At 46.4% G+C, this 19,860-nt stretch carries 14 protein-coding genes and 1 tRNA gene; 3 read left to right on the top strand and 12 right to left on the bottom strand.

Annotated elements, in window-relative coordinates:
* Positions 1–44 precede the first annotated feature (44 nt).
* Complete coding sequence (locus C510_RS0114035; RefSeq protein ID WP_022339125.1) at positions 45–1,898, bottom strand: glycoside hydrolase family 13 protein; 1,854 nt, start codon at positions 1,896–1,898, stop codon at positions 45–47.
* Positions 1,899–2,125: 227 nt separating this feature from the next.
* Here C510_RS0114035 and C510_RS0114030 point away from each other — a divergent pair, with 227 nt between their 5' ends.
* Together C510_RS0114030 and C510_RS0114025 are read left to right on the top strand one after the other, a co-directional pair.
* A complete protein-coding gene (locus tag C510_RS0114030) occupies positions 2,126–3,724 on the top strand; it encodes a DUF6377 domain-containing protein (RefSeq protein ID WP_025892255.1) in 1,599 nt (532 codons plus the stop codon).
* A gap of 40 nt (positions 3,725–3,764) precedes the next feature.
* Positions 3,765–5,132 (top strand): MFS transporter, encoded by a 1,368-nt coding sequence (locus tag C510_RS0114025; RefSeq protein ID WP_026320238.1) that lies wholly within the window; start codon positions 3,765–3,767, stop codon positions 5,130–5,132.
* A gap of 186 nt (positions 5,133–5,318) precedes the next feature.
* On the opposite strand, the gene C510_RS0114020 is transcribed toward C510_RS0114025, so the two are convergent.
* The 4 genes from C510_RS0114020 to C510_RS0114005 form a co-directional block, all read right to left on the bottom strand.
* Positions 5,319–7,997, bottom strand: a complete 2,679-nt coding sequence (locus C510_RS0114020) for a 4-alpha-glucanotransferase (protein WP_025892256.1) — start codon at positions 7,995–7,997, stop codon at positions 5,319–5,321.
* A 263-nt stretch (positions 7,998–8,260) separates the two neighbouring features.
* Positions 8,261–10,225, bottom strand: coding sequence for a DNA topoisomerase (ATP-hydrolyzing) subunit B (gyrB, locus tag C510_RS0114015; protein WP_018711906.1), 1,965 nt, complete (start codon positions 10,223–10,225; stop codon positions 8,261–8,263).
* 156 nt (positions 10,226–10,381) lie between these two features.
* Positions 10,382–10,636 carry a 30S ribosomal protein S20 gene (gene rpsT / locus C510_RS0114010; protein WP_022339121.1) on the bottom strand — a complete coding sequence of 85 codons (255 nt, stop codon included), beginning with the start codon at positions 10,634–10,636 and terminating at the stop codon, positions 10,382–10,384.
* Positions 10,637–10,678: 42 nt separating this feature from the next.
* Positions 10,679–10,750 (bottom strand) — tRNA-Glu (locus C510_RS0114005).
* A gap of 193 nt (positions 10,751–10,943) precedes the next feature.
* Here C510_RS0114005 and recO point away from each other — a divergent pair.
* Positions 10,944–11,666: a DNA repair protein RecO gene (gene recO, locus C510_RS0114000; RefSeq protein ID WP_018711904.1), complete on the top strand. Its 723-nt coding sequence runs from the start codon at positions 10,944–10,946 to the stop codon at positions 11,664–11,666.
* A gap of 198 nt (positions 11,667–11,864) precedes the next feature.
* On the opposite strand, the gene C510_RS0113995 is transcribed toward recO, so the two are convergent.
* The 7 genes from C510_RS0113995 to C510_RS0113965 all read right to left on the bottom strand — a co-directional run bounded on the left by C510_RS0113995 (position 11,865) and on the right by C510_RS0113965 (position 19,852).
* Complete coding sequence (locus C510_RS0113995; protein WP_018711903.1) at positions 11,865–12,314, bottom strand: GatB/YqeY domain-containing protein; 450 nt, start codon at positions 12,312–12,314, stop codon at positions 11,865–11,867.
* A gap of 22 nt (positions 12,315–12,336) precedes the next feature.
* Positions 12,337–13,644, bottom strand: a complete 1,308-nt coding sequence (gene ftsZ / locus C510_RS0113990) for a cell division protein FtsZ (protein WP_022339912.1) — start codon at positions 13,642–13,644, stop codon at positions 12,337–12,339.
* 37 nt (positions 13,645–13,681) lie between these two features.
* Positions 13,682–15,247 (bottom strand): cell division protein FtsA, encoded by a 1,566-nt coding sequence (gene ftsA / locus C510_RS0113985; protein ID WP_018711901.1) that lies wholly within the window; start codon positions 15,245–15,247, stop codon positions 13,682–13,684.
* A 3-nt stretch (positions 15,248–15,250) separates the two neighbouring features.
* Positions 15,251–15,988 carry a cell division protein FtsQ/DivIB gene (locus tag C510_RS0113980; RefSeq protein ID WP_018711900.1) on the bottom strand — a complete coding sequence of 246 codons (738 nt, stop codon included), beginning with the start codon at positions 15,986–15,988 and terminating at the stop codon, positions 15,251–15,253.
* Positions 15,985–17,361, bottom strand: a complete 1,377-nt coding sequence (gene murC / locus C510_RS0113975) for a UDP-N-acetylmuramate--L-alanine ligase (protein ID WP_018711899.1) — start codon at positions 17,359–17,361, stop codon at positions 15,985–15,987. The genes C510_RS0113980 and murC overlap by 4 nt, the downstream gene beginning before the upstream one ends.
* Positions 17,351–18,481: an undecaprenyldiphospho-muramoylpentapeptide beta-N-acetylglucosaminyltransferase gene (gene murG / locus C510_RS0113970; protein ID WP_018711898.1), complete on the bottom strand. Its 1,131-nt coding sequence runs from the start codon at positions 18,479–18,481 to the stop codon at positions 17,351–17,353. The genes murC and murG overlap by 11 nt, the downstream gene beginning before the upstream one ends.
* A gap of 63 nt (positions 18,482–18,544) precedes the next feature.
* A complete protein-coding gene (locus tag C510_RS0113965; RefSeq protein ID WP_018711897.1) occupies positions 18,545–19,852 on the bottom strand; it encodes an FtsW/RodA/SpoVE family cell cycle protein in 1,308 nt (435 codons plus the stop codon).
* Positions 19,853–19,860: the final 8 nt, after the last annotated feature.

Below are 19,860 nucleotides of genomic sequence, written 5' to 3'. Positions count from 1 at the left end.
ATAATTAACTATGTGTTTTACTCTTTGATGAGAATATAAAAATCCTAGAATGTAAGTATAAGCGTTTCCCGTGGGCTTAAGGATAATTTTTCGCCCAAGCTTATCTGTTTTCCACTTAAGAAGTCAGTACTGCTTGCTTTGGGCAGGATTTCACGGTACGGGGTCAGATTCAACTCTTGAGCCTTGTCGGTTCCGTTCATGATCACTACAACAGATTTTCCTTGGTAGCTGCGTTCGTATACGTAAGTACCATTGGCGATGGAGTAGTGTTTCAGACTTCCTTTACCGATGACATCGTTATTCTTACGCCAGTTGAGCAGTTTCTTGGTATATTCGAAGGCTTCGTTCTGTAACTCGGTACGTCCGGCAGCTGTGAAAGCATTTACTTTATCGCCTGGCCATCCGCCCGGGAAGTCTTTACGCAATGTGCCGTCTCCATCTCCTTTATCACCGAACATCAGAATTTCAGTTCCGTAATAAATCTGAGGAATACCACGGGTAGTCAGCAGGAAGGCCAGCGCTTGTTTGTAACGGGTAAGATTCTTCAGCTGTTCTTCTTTCTGGTAGAAGCGGGAAGTGTCATGATTATCAAGGAATATTAACAAGTTCATCGGGTTGGCATATACCAGGTCTTGAGTCTGATAGTCATACAGGCGGTACAGTCCGTTTGCCCAGTCATTAGTTTCTTCATCAAAGGCCGTATTCATCAATGCCTGAAGCGGAAAGTCCATGACAGTCGGAAGGTTAGAGTTTTTCGGATAGGCCAGTTTACTGTCTTTCTGCCAATAAGATACCAATACGTTGCTGTTCAACCATGTCTCGCCTACAATGTTGAAGTGCGGATATTCATCCAGAACTTCTTTACACCAGGTAGACATGAAGTCGTAGTCGGCATACGGATGTGTATCCTGGCGAATACCGTTGATACCTGTTGATTCAATCCACCAGATACTGCTTTGAATCAGGTAGCGGGCAACGTGTCTGTTGCGTTGGTTGAAGTCAGGCATTTCGAGGGTGAACCAGCCGTCGGTAGCGATTTTCTTTTCGTATTGGCTGGCGTGTATATCCATGACGCTAGCCGTTTTATATGAAGTTTGTACGTAGCTTGATTTGAAATTGAACCAATCTTTGGATGGTTTGTCTTTGAATAAATAGTTTTCGCTACCGCAGTGGTTGAAGATCATGTCCATAACCACTTTCAGGTTCTTATTATGTGCTTGTTCTACCAGATTCTTGAAGTCTTCATTTCCTCCGAAACGGCGGTCGGCCTGATAATAATCGGTGATGGCGTAGCCGTGGTAAGAGCCGTTTTTCATGTCATTTTCCTGAGTCGGATTCAGCCAGATGGCAGTCACTCCCAAATCGGCGATGTAGTCCAGATGGTCGGTGATACCTTTCAAGTCGCCTCCGTGACGTCCGTATTGTTCATTACGGTCGGCTTTGTTTTCCAGCATACCTGGAACCACGTCGTTATCCGGGTTACCGTTGGCGAAACGGTCCGGCATAATCAGGTATAATACATCGCTGGATGTGAATCCTTGGATGTCGCTTCCTTTTCTCGTACGTTGTCTCAGTTCATACGGGATTGTTGTCAAATCTTTTCCTTGTTTTAACTGGATGTTGAATGCTTGTGGAGCGGCTTCCGACAGGTCGACATACAGGAGCAGGTAATTGGGGTTCTCCTGTCTGACAACTTCCTTCAGCATTACATCCTTACTAGATAAAGTTACATCAGATGATCCGATGTTGTCACCGTACAATAGAATCTGTAACTCGGGATTTTTCATTCCCGCCCACCAATAAGTAGGTGCTACCTTGTGGATGGTGGCAGCATGTACGGCAGTCTTGAATCCTAGAAAGCTTAACAGTGCCATGACAATAAGAAGTGTTCGTTTCATGATAATTGATTTTTTGGTTTTTGCAAATGTATAAGGTTTCTTTTCCTAATGCACCTCTTGAAATAAAAATATAAAGGTTTTAAGATGAGAACTGATTGATAATCAGAACTTCTCTTGGAGACTAAGATACGAATAATATAAATAATTTGAAAGATAAACAAGGGTTTATTTTTTTTTTAAGATGTTATTTTGTACGTTTGCAGGAACCTAACGATGACAAAAATCCTATGAAAAAGCAACGTATATTACTTCTTTTATTGCTTTCCATCTTGAGTTCGTTTGGGATATATGCCCAAGATACTTCGTTGGATGAAGTATTGAAGGAATTGGATGAAGCTATTGGACAGAAAAAGATGTATCATCAGCAACGGGCCAGTCAGATTGAGTCGCTCAAGAAAAAACTGCAGCATTCTACGGACTCGTGGGAGCAGTATAATATATATGGTGAGTTGTCGAGTATCTATCTGCATTTCCAGGCAGATTCAGCGTTGTATTATGTCAACCGGAAGGCTTCTCTTCTCCAGCAACTTAACCGTCCGGAACTCTATAATCAGATTTATCTTAATCGGGCAGAAGTCTTTGGCCTGATGGGAATGTATAATGAGGCTTCTGAGGAACTTAAGAAGGTGAAAGTCAGTGAACTGGAAAACGACGCTTTGGAGTATTATTACCGTAGTTACCGGGTGTATTACGGTTGGCTTGCTGATTACACGGCCGATAGGTCTGCCCGTCAGAAGTATATTGACATGACGGAAGCTTATCGGGATTCCATCTTGACTTTGGACACGGAGAACTTTGACCGGAAACTCATTCTTGCAGAAAAGGAATTGCAGAACCGGAACATGGATGAAGCTATTTCATTGTTGAATACCCTGTTGGAGAAACAGAACGATTTGCAGCGGAAAGCCTATCTGTATTATACTTTGTCTGAGGCGTACGAGATGAAGAAACAGGTGGATAGACAGGCCTATTATCTGGCTCAGTCGGCTATCTGCGACATGAAACTGGCCAACCGCGAATATGCGGCTTTGCAGCGTCTGGCGAACCTGGTGTACGACCGTGGGGAACTTAGCCGTGCTTATCTGTATCTGAACTGTGCCATGGAAGATGCGGTGGACTGTAATGCCCGCCTGCGTTTTATGGAGGTTGCCGCTATTTACCCCATCATTGATAAGGCTTATAAGGAAAAAGACCAGCAGGAAAAGGCTGTCACACGTTGGATGCTTGCTATCCTGAGCCTGTTCGTGATCATCCTGATTGTCTTGTCTTTTTACTTCTATTATTGGATGAAGAAGCTTTCGCTGATGCGGAAAAACCTGTATATGGCTAACCGGAATCTGGTCACTGCCAATCAGGAACTGGCACAGACCGGTAAGATTAAGGAAGTATACATTGCCCGTTATCTGGACCGCTGTGTGAGTTATCTGGAGAAGTTGGAACAATATAGACGGTCGCTCGAGAAACTGGCGATGGCTTCCAAGATAGACGAACTTTTCAAGACCATCCGTTCAGAACAGTTCCTTCGTGACGAACGGAAAGCGTTCTATACCGAGTTCGACAAGTCATTCCTGGACCTGTTCCCTAACTTCATTGAAGATTTTAACAAATTATTAGTCGATGACGGCAAAATTTATCCCAAATCAGGTGAACTACTAAACACAGAACTTCGTATATTTGCACTGATTCGTTTAGGGGTAACCGATGCTACCCGGATAGCACATTTCTTAGGTTACTCGTTAGCTACTGTTTACAATTATCGGAGCAAGATCCGCAATAAGGCTGTTGGTGACAAGGACCGTTTTGAACAGGAGGTGATGAATCTGTAAGGCATACATCACATAGGCAAATATACATTTATATATTACCATGAAAAGAATACCTGATTTAAGTTTCTGGAAGTTGTGGAACATCAGCTTCGGATTTTTTGGCGTGCAGATAGCCTATGCCTTACAGAGTGCTAATATTAGCCGTATTTTCGCGACATTGGGGGCCGACCCTCATAGCTTGAGTTATTTCTGGATTTTACCTCCGTTGGCGGGTATTATCGTTCAACCGATTATCGGTGCGTTGAGTGACAAGACCTGGTGCCGTTTCGGCCGACGGATTCCTTATTTGTTTGTGGGTGCCTTGATAGCCGTACTGGTGATGTGCCTGCTTCCGAATGCCGGCAGTTTCGGTATGTCTGTATCGGCGGCGATGGTTTTCGGACTTTTTGCCCTGATGCTCCTCGATACTTCCATCAATATAGCCATGCAACCGTTCAAGATGATGGTGGGCGATATGGTGAACGAAAAGCAGAAAGGATTGGCCTATTCTATCCAGAGCTTTTTGTGCAATGCCGGTAGTCTGGCCGGATACCTGTTCCCGTTTATCTTTGCTGCTGTAGGTATCAGCAATGTGGCACCGAAAGGGGTAATTCCTGATTCGGTTATTTTTTCCTTCTATATCGGTGCGGCCATATTGATTCTCTGCGTTATCTATACTACCGCGAAGGTAAAGGAATATCCTCCCGAACTGTATGCTGAATATCATGGAATCTCGAAGGAAGAGAAACAGGAAAAAGTGAATGTATTCCAGTTGCTGGTCAAGGCTCCGAAAGCATTCTGGACTGTAGGACTGGTACAATTCTTCTGTTGGGCGGCCTTCATGTTCATGTGGACATATACAAACGGTACGGTAGCTGCCAATGTATTCGGTACCCCTGCTGTAGAAGTCGTGAAAGATGGTGTCACTCATTGGGTATTGGATACGCAGTCTTCGCAATATCAGACTGCAGGCGACTGGGTAGGTATCTTGTTCGCTGTACAGGCTATTGGTTCTGTTATCTGGGCGGCAGTGATGCCTTCTATCCCGAACCGTAAGTTTGCCTATGCGCTGAGCCTTGTATTGGGCGGTATCGGTTTCATCTCTATCTCTTTCACTCACGACCAGTACATGATGTTCATTCCTTTCCTGCTGATAGGCTGTGCGTGGGCTGCCATGTTGGCCATGCCGTTTACTATCTTGACCAACGCTTTGACTGGAGGTCACATGGGAACATACTTAGGTTTGTTCAACGGAACCATCTGTGTGCCTCAGATTGTTGCGGCTATTACAGGAGGATGGATTCTGAAGAGCTTTACGCATGAAGGCAGTGTACCGCCGGAAGTGAACATGCTGGTATTGGCGGGTGTCTTGTTGATAGTAGGAGCCTGTTGTGTAGGAATCATTAAAGAACATAAGGCTGTTGCTTAACTTTCATAGAGGCATAACTCAAGTAAGGCTGCTCTGACAGATGTTGTCCGGGTGGCCTTATTTGTTTGGAGAAAATAGAAATCCCCTTCTTCCTTTATCCCGGTGAAGGTATCAGAAAGAAGGGGATTTATGGGGAAGGAGGCTGGGCCTCTTTCAGTGGTTCAGTCTGTAGGCGGGTTGATATTATCAGTAACGTCCGCTCTCATCAATCATCCGAATGATTTCTTCGTTGAACTCGGTCTGTTTCATCAGTCTTTCCAACGTGATGTGCATGCGCCAGCGCCAGTAGTGGCGTGGATTGGCCGGTATGTTGATACGTTCGCTGTCCACATTCGGGTTACGCAACTCTTCGTCCATGGCAGTCCAGTCCTGCCAGGTCAGTATACACAGCATGGAAGGAGACTTGAGGTGGTGTTCGATGACTTCCTTGCAGAGCCATCCCGGAGCCTGCTTGGGAACGTCGCCCCAATGTCCCAGTTCCGAGTGGTAGAAATGCTCGGTTACGGTAGCGTCTTCTTCCCACCAGCCGCGAAGGGTAGACATATCGTGTGTACCGATGGTACATACCGAGCGGAGCGGGTAAGCGTATACATGGCCGAATTCGCATTTCGGGTCTTTCGGCATGCGCTGGATTTCCAGTGACAGAATCTGCAGCTGGTCCATTACCCAAGGCACACAGTCGGGAACCATTCCCAAATCTTCGCCGCATACCAGCATCGGGGTAGACTGGGTGAGGATAGGAAGCTTCTTCATGGCTTCACTGTACCAGAATTCGTTGTGGCGCTGGTAATAATAGTGGTTGTAGAGGCGGTTGAAGGCTTCTTTCTCATTCCAGGTTAAGCGGTTGAAGATATAGTCGTTCTGTACGGCAATGCGTGGATGATACATATCCGGATTCTTGCGGTCTGGAACGAACAGTACGTTGCTGATGAGCGCATACAGTCCTTCTTTCAGGTTGAGGCTGTCTACATCGGTCTTGCCGGCAAAGAAAGCTTCTACTTTCCGTTGGGTATCGAATTCCGGACGCATGGCATAGATGTCATGGTGACGGTGTACCACGAAGTTTTCCTTGACGTAATTGACCTTGTCGCCGAACATGGTCTGCAGCATGTATTCGTTGATGAACGGCTGGGTCATGAACTCCTTGTTGAAATCCAGACCGAAGCTGCGGATTTCTTCCGGACTCATCGGTAAGGCCGGAGAGAATTGTCCCAACAGACCGTGTACCGAGTGGGTCGGGATTTCCCAGATACGGAAGAAGCCTAAGATATGGTCGATACGGTAGGCTGTGAAGTATTCGGCCATCTTCGAGAAGCGCAGGCGCCACCACTGGTAATTGTCTTTTTCCATGACTTCCCAGTTGTACGTAGGCAATCCCCAGTTCTGTCCCTTGGTAGAGAAGGCATCGGGTGGAGCACCTGCCTGACCGTTCATGTTGAAGTAATAAGGTTCTGTCCATGCTTCTACGCTGGTGCGGCTGATACCGATAGGGATATCTCCTTTGACGATGACACCCTTGCTACGGCCGTAGTCGCAGGCTTTCAGCAGTTGTACATGCAGGCTGTACTGTACGAAGTAATGGTAGGCTATGTCCTCATAGCTTTCACTTTCCGGATCGCAGAGTGCTTCGATTTCTTCTTTCTGATAGTCTGCATATTCCGGCCAGGTAGTGAACTCGGGGGTACCGTATTTTTCACGCAGGAAGCAGAATGCCGCATAAGGCAACAGCCAGTTTTTGTTGTCGGCAAAGAACTGCTGGAAATCTTTTGAGCTTAGTATGGCTTCTTTTTCCTGCTTGAATATGGCTTTCAGGTAGTTACGCTTATGCAGGTTCACTTCTTCGTAGTCGACCTGTGGCAGGGCATTCAGACGGATTCTTTCTTTCTCGAAACGTGCGGCAGCTTCTTTATCCTTCAGAGCCGGAAGTTGGCGCAGGTCGGTAAACATCGGGTGGAAGGCGTAGATAGAGATACTGCTGTATGGATAAGAGTCTGTCCATGTACCTGTCATGGTCGTATCGTTGATAGGCAGAATCTGTACAGCTTTCTGGTGAGTCTGGGCAGCCCATTCGATGAAGGTCAGCAAATCTCCGAAGTCACCTACACCGAAGCTTCCTTCCGAGCGGAGTGAGAATACCGGAATGGCTGTTCCTGCTATCTTGGTGGCCGGTAAGTTGAAGAATACTTCACTTTCCATCGGCAGATAGGTTTCTCCCCGTAGCAGAGGCTGGATGTGGAAAGTACGGTTCGGACCGCTTTCCCATTCTTCTACGGCACCGGTCTTTGCATTGATGGCGGCAAATTTGTATTCGAAGGGGAAGGTAAGCGAGGAGGCATCCAGAGTGATGTGCCATACGTTAGGCTGTACCTCGTACATCCGTAACGGGCGGCAGTATTCCCAGTTGCCTAAAGCGTTGCAGCTGCCTATGATACCCAGTTCCTGTTTCTTGTTGTAGAGTTCCGGGCAGAGAGCGCGGAAGGTGATGCAGTTGCCCACATGGTTGTTCAGCTGGTTGGGCTTGACGCACGGATGCGGCTCATTGAAAGCCGAACTATATTTGTACGAAGCGGCTGGCAGGTCACGCCAACAATCGTCCATGATGTAATGGGTCTGCTGGGCATTCCCTATATCGAAAGAATGCGGAATGGCTCCGAACTCCTTACGTACACAAACTCCGTTGCAGAAAACTCCATACCGATAAGTGACCTGTACACATGCGACAGGTGCTTCATAGTTGGTTGTGCCTATCCAGTTGTTACCGTCGCGGGTAGAGAGAGCGATAGGATGTTCGGTGTCATCGTTCAGGATGACCCGGATGTCTTCTCCCCATACCGTACGATATTGGATACGAAATGTCAGTTTCATATTTTTCGAGGTATTAGTTTGGATTTGTTCTTTTCCCAAATGTACTAAATAAAGTGGAACTAACTTTTTCCTGTGACGAAAATATAAGTTGTTTATCTAAAAAAAGCCTCTACAGGGCTTCCTGGGCCGATTTTCAGGAATGAAAATATAAACGAAGAAAGGGAATAAAAAAACTCCGGAAACCCGATTGGCTCCGGAGTTCTCCTCATTTTGTAAGATGTGAGGGAAAAGTTAATAAAAGATTAAGTACTGAAAATGCGTCCTTATGCATCGATGTTTGCATAAGTGGCATGTCTTTCGATGAATTCGCGGCGTGGCGCTACATCATCACCCATCAGCATAGAGAAGATATAGTCGGCTTCTGCTGCGTTTTCGATGTTTACCTGTTTCAGGATACGGGTTTCCGGATTCATGGTTGTTTCCCACAGCTGTTCCGGATTCATTTCACCCAAACCTTTGTAGCGCTGTGTATGAATACCGTTTTCCGTACCGTCGCCATACCGTTGCATGAAGTTCTGGCGCTCTTCGTCGGTATAGCAGTATTCGCTGATCTTACCTTTGGTACATTTGTACAGAGGCGGATTGGCGATGTAGAGGTGTCCTCCCTGGATGACTTCCGGCATGTAGCGGTAGAAGAGAGTCATGATAAGGGTGTCGATGTGTGAACCATCGACATCGGCATCGGTCATGATGATGACCTTGTGGTAACGCAGTTTCTCGATGTTCGCCTTCTTGCTGTCTTCTTCACCGTCTACTCCGAAACGTACGCCCAGTGCCTGGATGATGTTGTTCACTTCATCGCTTTCGAAGGCCTTGTGCCACATGGCTTTCTCTACGTTCAGGATTTTACCGCGCAGTGGAAGGATGGCCTGGAACTGACGGCTACGTCCCTGCTTGGCAGAACCGCCGGCCGAATCACCCTCGACGAGGAACAGTTCGCATTCTTCCGGTACACGGCTGGAACAGTCGGCCAGCTTACCCGGCAGACCGCCTCCGCCCATCGGGCTCTTGCGTTGTACGGACTCGCGGGCCTTACGTGCAGCCACACGGGCTGTAGCGGCCAGAATCACTTTATCTACGATTGTTTTGGCTTCTTTCGGATGTTCTTCCAGGTAGTTGGTCAGTGCTTCGCCCACAGCCTGGTTTACAGCACCGCTGACTTCGTTGTTACCCAGTTTGGTCTTGGTCTGTCCTTCGAACTGAGGTTCAGACACTTTTACCGAGATGACCGCAATCAGACCTTCGCGGAAATCCTCTCCGGAAATTTCCACTTTCGCTTTTTCGAGGGCCTTGCTGTCTTCGGCATATTTCTTCAGCACACGGGTCAATGCCATACGGAAACCGGTTTCGTGTGTACCGCCTTCGATGGTATTGATGTTGTTGACGTATGAATGCAGGTTTTCACGGAATCCGGTGTTGTACATGATGGCACATTCGATAGGGATTCCTTGCTTTTCGGTGTTCAGATAGATGACATCCTCGATGAGCGGTGTGTTGCTGGAATTCAGGAAACGTACAAACTCTTTCACACCTTCTTCCGAGTGGAAAGTTTCCTGTTTGTAGTTGCCGTCTTCTTCCTTGACGCGCTTGTCGGTCAGAGTAATGGTGATACCCTTGTTCAGGTAAGCCAACTCGCGCATACGTGCCTGCAGGATGCTGTATTTATATTCGGTTACCGTAAAGATGCTTCCGTCCGGCCAGAATGTCTGTTTTGTACCGGTGATGTCACAGGTACCGATTTCTTTGACCGGGTAGAGGGGCTTACCGCAGGCATATTCCTGCTGGTAGACTTTTCCGTTGCGGAAGACGTTTGTTGTCATGTGGGTTGACAGGGCGTTCACGCAGGAAACACCTACACCGTGCAGACCGCCGGAAACCTTATAGGAACCTTTGTCGAATTTTCCTCCGGCATGCAGGACTGTCATGACGACTTCCAGTGCCGACTTCTTCTCTTTCTCATGAAAGTCTACAGGAATACCGCGCCCGTTATCCTGTACGGTAATTGAATTGTCTTCGTTGATGGTTACTTCTATGTGGGTACAGAAACCGGCGAGGGCCTCATCTATTGAGTTGTCTACAACCTCATAAACCAGGTGGTGCAGACCCTTTTCACTGATATCGCCGATGTACATGGCGGGACGTTTACGAACAGCTTCCAGCCCTTCCAGAACCTGGATACTACTGGCCGAATAGCTGTTTCCGCTGTTTGGTGTCAGTTCTTCACTCATGTTGTTATTTTCGATTTTTTGATTGTTCAAAGATACTAAAAAACAATGAATGAGACGAACTTTCGGTGGCTAAAAATGTTGAAAATCGGGAGGTATATAAACGACAAAAGGCTGGAAAAATCCAGCCTTAATATCTTTAGAAGTTCAAGCAATTACTTAAGCCAATTTGCTGATGTGTGCAGCCAGTTTTGACTTCAAGTTTGCAGCTTTGTTCTTGTGGATGATGTTGTTCTTAGCCAACTTATCCAAAATTTTCTGTACGCTAGGATACAAAGCTACTGCTTCTGCCTTGTCAGTTGTTGCGCGAAGTTTCTTCACTGCGTTACGCATAGTTTTAGCATAATATCTGTTGTGAAGTCTTCTCTTTTCTTCTTGTCTGATTCTCTTGATAGATGATTTGTGATTTGCCATCTCGACTAATCTTTAATATGTTCGTGATTTTTGTTTATTATGTAGCCCGTGGGGGAATCGAACCCCCCTTTCAAGAATGAAAATCTTGCGTCCTAACCGATAGACGAACGGGCCATCCTTTTTGGCCAGAAAGAACTTCTTGGCTGCTTAGCGAGGAGCGTATCTCTCGTTTGCGGTTGCAAAGGTAGGAAGATTTTTGATACTACCAAAAGAAAACCAACTTTTTTTTCTTTTCCGACCTAATCTTTTTTTAAAAGCTTATCTTTGTCAGCACAAGTTGTCGTGAATAACTTAATGCGGAATAGCCATGTTACAGAAATTGTCGGGAGTCGTATTGCATACGGTAAAATACAATGATAAATCGAATATCGTCCACATCTTTACGGAACAGAGCGGGAAGCTGTCCTTTCTGGTACCCGTTCAACGCTCGCGAAAGTCGACCGTACGTGCTGTTTTGTTTCAGCCGCTGTCGCTGGTAGAATTCGAAGCGGATATCCGTCCCAAGTCGGGGATTCATCCCATTCGTGAGGCTAAGGCTTCGTACATTTTCCATACGCTTCCGTACGACCCGTACAAATCGGCTATTGCCTTGTTTCTGGCAGAATTCCTCTACCGGGCTTTGCGGGAAGAAGGAGAGAATGCGCCGCTTTTTGCCTATCTGGTCCATTCTATCCAGTGGCTGGATGTGTGCGAGGGAAAGTTCGCCAATTTCCATCTGGTGTTTCTGATGCGGTTGTCACGGTTTTTGGGGCTCTATCCGAATACGGACAATTACGTGGAGGGAGATTGTTTCGATTTGTTGAATGCCTGTTTTACCGCTACACCTCCGCTGCACGGGATGTTTGTCCGCCCCCAGGAATCTGCCCACATCTGCCAACTGATGCGGATGAATTATGAAACGATGCATCTCTTTGCCATGAACCGGATGGAACGAAACCGTTGTCTTGATATCATCAACGAGTACTATCGGCTTCACCTCCCTGACTTTCAGGAATTGAAATCTCTTTCGGTCTTACAGGAACTTTTTTGAAAAACCGGTAGTGAAAAATGTCCTCACGTTTTAAGGGAAACATGAGGGCATTTTGATGTAAACGAACGTTTGTTTGCATGAGTACGTACGTTCGTTTTGGAATATGAAAAAAGCGCTGTAAAATCCGGAATTCCTATCCGGGATTTTACAGCGCCTGCTATTACGGTGAGTGGAACCGGCTGCTTGCTGGCAAACGGTTTATCCCAACAGTTCTTTTACTTTGGCTGAGATGGCACGGCCTTCTGCCAGACCGGCCAGTTCTTTACTGGCTACACCCATTACCTTACCCATGTCTTTGCCGCTTGTAGCTCCTACACGGGCAATGATTTCTTTCAGCTTGGCTTCCAGCTCTTCTGCAGAAAGCTGTTTCGGCAGGTAAGTCTCGATGATGCGTACCTGTGCCATTTCTCCTTCTGCCAGGTCGGCACGGCCTTGTCCTTCGTAAACGGCTGCTGAATCCTTACCTTGTTTCACCAGTTTCTGCATGATTTTTACAGCCATGTCATCGGTCAGTGTATCGTTGGCTCCGGGAGCGGTCTTGGCTTCCAGGAATACTTTCTTGATGTTACGCAGTGTTTCCAGTCTCACTTTGTCTTTGGCTTTCATCGCCTCTTTGATATCGTTGCTGATTTGTTCGAATAAATCCATAGTCATTTTATTTTAATGGTTGTCAAAATGTAATTGTCATAGAACCTGCATCGGTAGTGGTAGGTTTCTGCACAATCTTTTCTTCCGCATTGGCCTTGGACTGGATAGCTTCCAGTTCGGCTTTTGTACGTTTATAGGTCGGTGTCGTTTCTACCATACTGATGATGTCATCGTTGTCAAGGTCTTCCTGAGTGAAGATGTAGACATTATGACGGCGTTTCCGGTTGCTGTTCTTCAGGATGTTCGGGCCGTAGAAGTCGCTGCGTCGTTCATCTTTACGCTGTTCTTCTTCTTCCATCTCCTCCAATCGCTTCTGTTCTTCCAGCGTGCGTTTGTTCAGTACGCTGTCCATACCCGGTACGTCTTTGATACCGAATCCGGTTGCCAGAATGGTGAACTTCACTTTCGTTTCCAGCGATTCGTCGATATAAAGACCCCATTTGGTTTCTACGTCCTTGCCGAACTTACTCATGAACTCATGGATTTCATCCATTTCGCCCATCATCAGTTCGCTGTTCGGACTGTAGGTGATGACGAACAATACTTTCTTCGAGTTGAAGATATCGTTGTTGTTCAGCAGCGGTGAATGGAGCGCATCGTTGATGGCTTGAGTGACACGTCCTTCGCCTTCACCGAAACCGGTACTCATGATGGCTACTCCACCGTCTTTCAATACCGTTTTCACATCGTTGAAGTCCAGGTTGATGGTACCGCGTAATGTGATGATTTCGGCAATGCTCTTGGCGGCAGTTGAAAGGGTATCGTCAGCTTTTCCGAATGCTTTCATGACGCTGAAGTCTGAATAGACATCGCGCAGGCGTTCGTTGTTGATGACCAGCAGGGCATCTACATGGTTGCTCATTTCCTCTACACCGTCCAGTGCCTGGTCGATTTTTCGGTTACCTTCGAACAGGAACGGAATGGTTACGATGCCGACGGTCAGAATGCCCATTTCCTTGGCAGTCTTGGCGATGATTGGAGCGGCACCAGTACCTGTTCCACCACCCATACCGGCAGTGATGAAGGCCATTTTACAGCCGTCGTTCAACATGAGTTTGATATCCTCCATGCTTTCTTCGGCAGCTGCCTTGGCACGTTCCGGGCGGTTTCCGGCTCCCAGACCTTCGCTACCCAGCTGGAGCTTGATAGGAACAGGCGATTCATCGAGCGCCTGATTATCTGTATTGCAGACCACGAACGTTACATCGTGGATACCTTCTCTGTACATGTGGTTGACGGCATTGCCACCGCCACCTCCTACACCGATCACTTTGATGATGTGGGGAGCGTCTTTCGGAAAATCGAAAGGCATTGTTGTTTCTTCAGACATAATGTAATCGTATTATGTGGTGAATAATCGTATTTCCTTAATTCTTCGGGTCTTCAAACATATCTTCAGAAATCTGGCTGAACTTCTTTTTCCATTTGTTGAACCACTTGTTTTCTTCCTTCTGCTTGTTGAACTCGTCTTTCAACCGTGAAATCTCTTCTTTCTTCGATTCGATGTTCAAGGCTGAGGCTTCTTCCAAAGCCGTGATGGCCTCGTTGTATTTTTTATTCTCGGCCTGCATCTTTGCTTTGGCAATCAGTTCGGTACATTTCTCTTCTTTTCTACGTGCGGCTTCTTCGGCTTCGCGGCGTGCAGCTTCTTCCCGGGCCTGACGCTCCCGTTCCAGTCTTTCCTGTTCTTCCTTACGCTTGCGTTCCTCCTCTTTCTGTCTGGCCTCCTGCTCTTTGGCTTGGATTTCATCGATGAAATTGGTCTGATAGCCTCTTGGGTCTATTCTGCAGCAGTTGTCTTTTCCTGCGGCAAGGATACCTATCAGCGTATTCTGACTTCCGTCTTTCGGAAGTTTGATGTCGCCCACCAGTGTAATATCACCTGCCTTGGCAATACGTACCTTATCAATCTTTGTGATACGCGTAAAAGCCTGGTCGATATTCCGCATGTTTGAGGCTCCACCTGTCAGTATGACTCCAGCCAGCAGTTTGTCACCGTATTGTGAAGTCATAATCTGGTTCCATACGTTGGTCAGGATTTCATTGGTACGGGCTTCTACAATTTCTTCCAGCAGATGAGCAGGAATGGAACATTTGCCGTCCAGGTTGTATTCCTTGGAGGTTTCTGTCTCGTCTTCTGAAGGCTCGGTAAAGGCACTTGCAAAACGGAGCTTCAGTTGTTCGGCGTCTTCCTCTTCAATCTGTTGGCTGGTGATATCTTTGGTAATGTTGCTGCCACCCAACGGAATGACTGCCAGATGACGGAGGATATTGCTCTTATAAACGGAAACAGTTGTCGTATCTGCACCGAAATCTACAAGAGCACATCCTGATCGTTTTTCACTGTTGGTCAGTACAGTGTTGGCGGTCATTAGCGGAGATATGAAGTAGTCGGCTATTTCATATCCGGCTTGCTTGAAACACTGCTTGATGTTACCTTTCAGTGAATGGCGTGCTATAATATTCAGGAAATGTCCTTCGATTCTGTCGGCAGGAATACCTACCGGTTCTGTCAGAAGATTGTTTCCTACTTTATATTCTTGAGGTTCAACCGCCAGAATCTCCTGGTCAATGAGTGGAAATTCACGGTTGTCTTGCATCATAGAGTCAATCAAGGCTTGAGATATCTTGGTATCTTCGCCCAGTTGTTTGGTCTCGGTATTGTACAGGCTTCTTACGGATTGTCCCCCTATACCTACGTACACTTTTTTGATAGAAGCTTGCAGCTTTTCCTCTAACCGTCTAATGACAGAGGTAAGGCTTTGAGTCGTCTTATCCAGATTGTAGATTGCCCCTTTCTTGATGCAATCGGACGAACGCTCGCTGGCATATGCGAGAATCTGGATGCTTCCGTCCGCATTCTTCTTTCCTGCAATGCCTGTTATCTCTGTAGATCCCAGTTCAATTGCTACAATAAAATCTGTTGCTGCCATATCTTACTTCTCTTTTTTGGTACAGATAATCTGGTTATTAAATTCTATGCTGATTCGCTCGTACTTGTTCCATCCTACCCGGTTCAAGGCTTCGTTGTAGAAAATCTTCAGTCTCCTGAACTTTTCCTGATAGTTCTCGCCTTTCCCTAGGAAGATAAGATGGTCTCCTACCCGGGGAACAAGTTCCAGCTCCTTTTTAGAAGTGACGTTGATTTGTTCAATCTGGGACTTCCAGAAAGGGTCGGTCTGTAAGTACAAAGCCAGTTCGTACAGCTCTTTGCGTGCGAACTTTCTATCGATAAAGCCGGTTGCTACAGCTACATGGACAGATGTACCTTGTACCGGCATAATTTTCCCTTTATGATCTATGTAGTAGTCGTCACCGTTACTGCTCATGATTCGTAGCAAAGGAATTCGTTGGTAGACTTCTACGTGTACCTTCCCTCCGGAAGTAAGATAGCATTCTGCTTCCGAAATGAAAGGATGGTTGTCAAGCGCTTTTTCCAAAGCACGTACGTTGATGTCTCCCAAACGTTTGCCTTCAGGATATAGTTTACTGTTCTTCAGGATGTTTTTAATCCCGTTAGGCGTAATATAACCATAGTCAACACTATCCTTTACAGTCAATTCCATACCCTTGCAGACCTCATTGTCAGGCTTGCGGTTCATGGTGGTAATCGCTACGACCAGATAGCCGATTACCAATATCGATAAACAGAGTATGAAAATTCGTTTTATCATTTATTCTTCAGTAATTCAGAAATTTGTGGTATGTAATTGTCAATGTCTCCAGCTCCCAAAGTAATCAGAACCTCCAGATGCTTGTTTTTCAGCAAATCTAACAGGTCTTCTTTCTTGCACAGGCATTTTTCGATACCTGGGCGGAGGTTGTCATAAATCAACTGACTGGTTATACCCGGAATAGGTTGCTCACGGGCCGGATAGATATCCAGCAGAATCACTTCGTCCAACAGCGAAAGGCTGTCTGCAAATTCTTTGTAGAAATCGCGGGTACGTGTATACAAGTGAGGCTGGAAAATCGCGGTAATCTTTTTATCCGGATACAAAGTGCGGATAGAAGTAACGCTCTGTCTGATTTCGGCCGGATGGTGCGCATAATCACTTAGCAGTACGATGCGGTCATTCTTTATCTTGAAATCGAACCGGCGGTCTACACCTTGGAAAGTAGCCATGGCGGTACGGATTTCTTCGGCAGTAGCACCACCTATCTGGGCCAGAGCCATTGCTGCTACTCCGTTCTCGATATTCACATAGACAGGAACTCCCAAACGGATATCGGCAATATTGCCCAAAGGTGAAATGAAATCGAAAGTGATTTCACCATTGGCTATACGGATGTTTTCTGCGTGGAAATCCCCTTCATCGTTGGAGTAGGTATATACCGTTACTCCAGGTTGTACGTCCGGCTGGAGGTCAATCCCTTTCTTGATAATCAGGTAACCGTCTGGCCGAATCAAAGATGTGTATTTACGGAAACTTTCTACGTAAGCTTCGTGGGTACCGTAGATATCCAGATGGTCAGAGTCCGTAGCGGTAATTACAGTGGCATAGGGAGTCAGCCAGTGGAAAGAACGGTCGAATTCGTCTGCTTCAATGACTACGAGGTCACTCTTGTCAGAAAGAAGCAGGTTCGTTCCGTAATTCTTGGAGATACCTCCTAAAAAGGCATTACATGTCACGTGTGACTGGTGCAACAGATGGGCGGCCATGGTGGAAGTTGTGGTTTTTCCATGGGTACCTGCTACACACATACCTCTTTCTGTGCGTGTCAACATTCCTAGAACCTGTGCCCGTTTCTGAATTTCAAAACCGTTTTCACGGAAATAGGTCAGTTCCTGATGGTTTGCTGGAATAGCCGGCGTGTATATGATGAGTGTCGTTTCCGGTTGTTTGAAATCGTCCGGAATGAGTGCAGTGTTTTCTTCGTAATGGATAGCCGCCCCTTCTTCATTCAGTTTTTGGGTCAGTTCACTGGGAGTACGGTCGTATCCTGCTACCTTCTTTCCTTTGGACAGAAAATAGCGGACCAACGCACTCATTCCGATGCCTCCGGCACCGATGAAGTAGACAGCTTTCAAGGTATTAACGTTCATTTTTCTTCTGGTAATTTACGGCTAGCTTATAGACTTCTTGGGCAATGACATTGGCAGAATCTTTGAAAGCCAGCTTCGCAATGTTTGTACTTAATTTTGTTAGTGTTTCCGGTTGCTGTACCGTCTGGATAGCCAAATCAAGCAGTTTCTCTTCGGCCTCCATATCCTTTACGTAAAGGGCAGCATCTTTGTTGACCAATGCTAACGCATTTTTTGTCTGATGGTCTTCTGCTACATTGGGTGAAGGTACTAAAATTACCGGTTTCTGCAATAGGCAGAATTCTGAAATGGAGCCTGCACCTGCACGGCTGATAACCAAATCTGCGGCGCTGTATGCGGCAGCCATGTCGGAGATAAAATCTGTGGTGTGCAGCATAGGTAAGTCTCCGGCCTTGGTTACCGTTGCCTTGGCTTCTTCAATATAGAATTTTCCGGTCTGCCAGATAAACTGCACTCCAGACATCTTGATTTTCTCCAGTCCGTGCATGACACAATTGTTGATAGTCCGTGCTCCAAGGCTTCCACCTACAATCAGTATTGTTTTCTTCTGAGGGTCGAGGCCGAATGATTGGATAGCAGCTTCCCTGCTCAGTGTATGATTCAATAATCCCTGACGGACGGGGTTACCGGTCAGGATAATCTTGTCTTTTTCAAAGAAGCGTTCCATACCTTCGTAGGCTACACAAATCTTGCAGGCCTTTTTAGCTAGCAGCTTATTGGTGACACCGGCGTATGAATTCTGTTCTTGAATCAATGTCGGGATTCCCATCATTCCTGCCATTTTTAAGGTTGGTCCACTGGCATAACCGCCTACACCGACTGCAGCATGGGGCTTGAAATCCTTGATGATTTGTCGTGCTTTCAGTTGGCTCCGTACCAGTTTAATCAGTACACTGATATTCTTCCATAGATGTTTGCGGTCGAATCCGGCAACGGGTAAACCTATTATCTGGTAGCCAGCGGCTGGAACACGATGCATTTCCATACGTCCTTCAGCTCCAACAAATAAGATTTCAATGTCGGGATGTTGCGCTTTCAGGGCGTTTGCGATGGAAACGGCCGGGAAAATGTGTCCTCCGGTTCCGCCTCCGCTGATGATTATGCGTATCTTTTCTTCCATAAACTCTTCCATTTCTCTGCAAAGTTAGGAATAAACTCGTAAAATAGTTATTCTTAGACTTTTTTATACACTTTTTCCTTCAGTTTTCGGTGTGGTAGTTGTTTCATCCGTAATTTCTTGAACTTGTTTGTTGCCTATTTCGGCAGCCTGCTGTAAAAGACTGACTGCGGCAGCCTTTACTTCGTTCTGTTTTTCTGCCTCTTCTGCCTGTGCCTCTTCCTGGTTGTCTACATAACGGCTGACTGCCAGAATCAGTCCGATGTAGGCGCTGTTGATTAAGGTCGAAGTTCCTCCTTTACTGATCATTGGTAATGGTTGACCGGTTACGGGAATGATACCTACGGCCACCAGCATGTTAAACATGGCCTGCAGTACAATCAGGGTTCCGAAACCGATAATCATCAGGCTGAAATAGGTGTTGTCACATTTCCGGACAATCTTGGCGATACGGGTCAACAGCAATATATAAAGAAGGGCAACGCAGGCTCCTCCTACCAACCCCAGTTCTTCGATGATAATCGCATAGATAAAATCGGAGAATGCTTGAGAAAGGAAGTCACGTTGTACACTGTTTCCGGGTCCTTTCCCCAATACGTGGCTACTGGCTATGGCGATGTTGGCATGAGCAATCTGGGCATCCTTGTCAATATCGAATTTGGCAGCAGGAATTTCTTCTCCGCTGAAATGGTTTTCCAGACGTGATTGCCAGGTCGTCATTCGGTGTAGCCCGATGTCATCCCAAGTCTGAGCCGGAACTTTTTCGATGATTGTTACGCAAATCAGCACGAAACCTACAGCGATTCCTACCAGTGAACCTAATTGTTTAAACGGTACACGTCCTATGAACATCAGCAGCAGAACAGTGGTTGCCAGCAATAAGGCAGTGGACAGATTCTCTGTGAAAATCAAGGCACAGGTAATTCCTGTCACCCAAAGGATATATTTGAACGCCCGTTTATTGGCTCCATTCTCTTCTTGCAGTCGAGAAAGAATATATGCTACCGTAATAATGGTGGCCATTTTAGCCACTTCCGATGGCTGAAACCTGAAGAATCCCAAATCAATCCATCGTTTGGCTCCATTGGTCAGCGCACCGATGATGAATACGGCTATCAACATGGCCCACGAGAGGGGGAGCAATGCGTTGAAAGCCTTGAACCACCGTGTCGGTATGTTGTGTGCGATAATGACCACCACGGTACCTGTCATCAGTAGTAACATATGGGTAGTGATAGGTCCCCAATGGTCGCCGCTCTTGTATGTCAAGGTACTCGACGCACTGAACACCTCAATGATTGAGATGAGACAAAGCAACAGGTAGATGATCCATACTACCTTGTCACCTTTAAACAGGTTTTTCAGTAAATCCATCTTTGGGT

The sequence above is a fragment of the Phocaeicola barnesiae DSM 18169 = JCM 13652 genome, from assembly GCF_000374585.1.
GTDB classification, from domain to species: domain Bacteria; phylum Bacteroidota; class Bacteroidia; order Bacteroidales; family Bacteroidaceae; genus Phocaeicola; species Phocaeicola barnesiae.
Note: the sequence above shows the minus strand (reverse complement) of the source record. Positions and strands in the feature narration are given on the sequence as shown.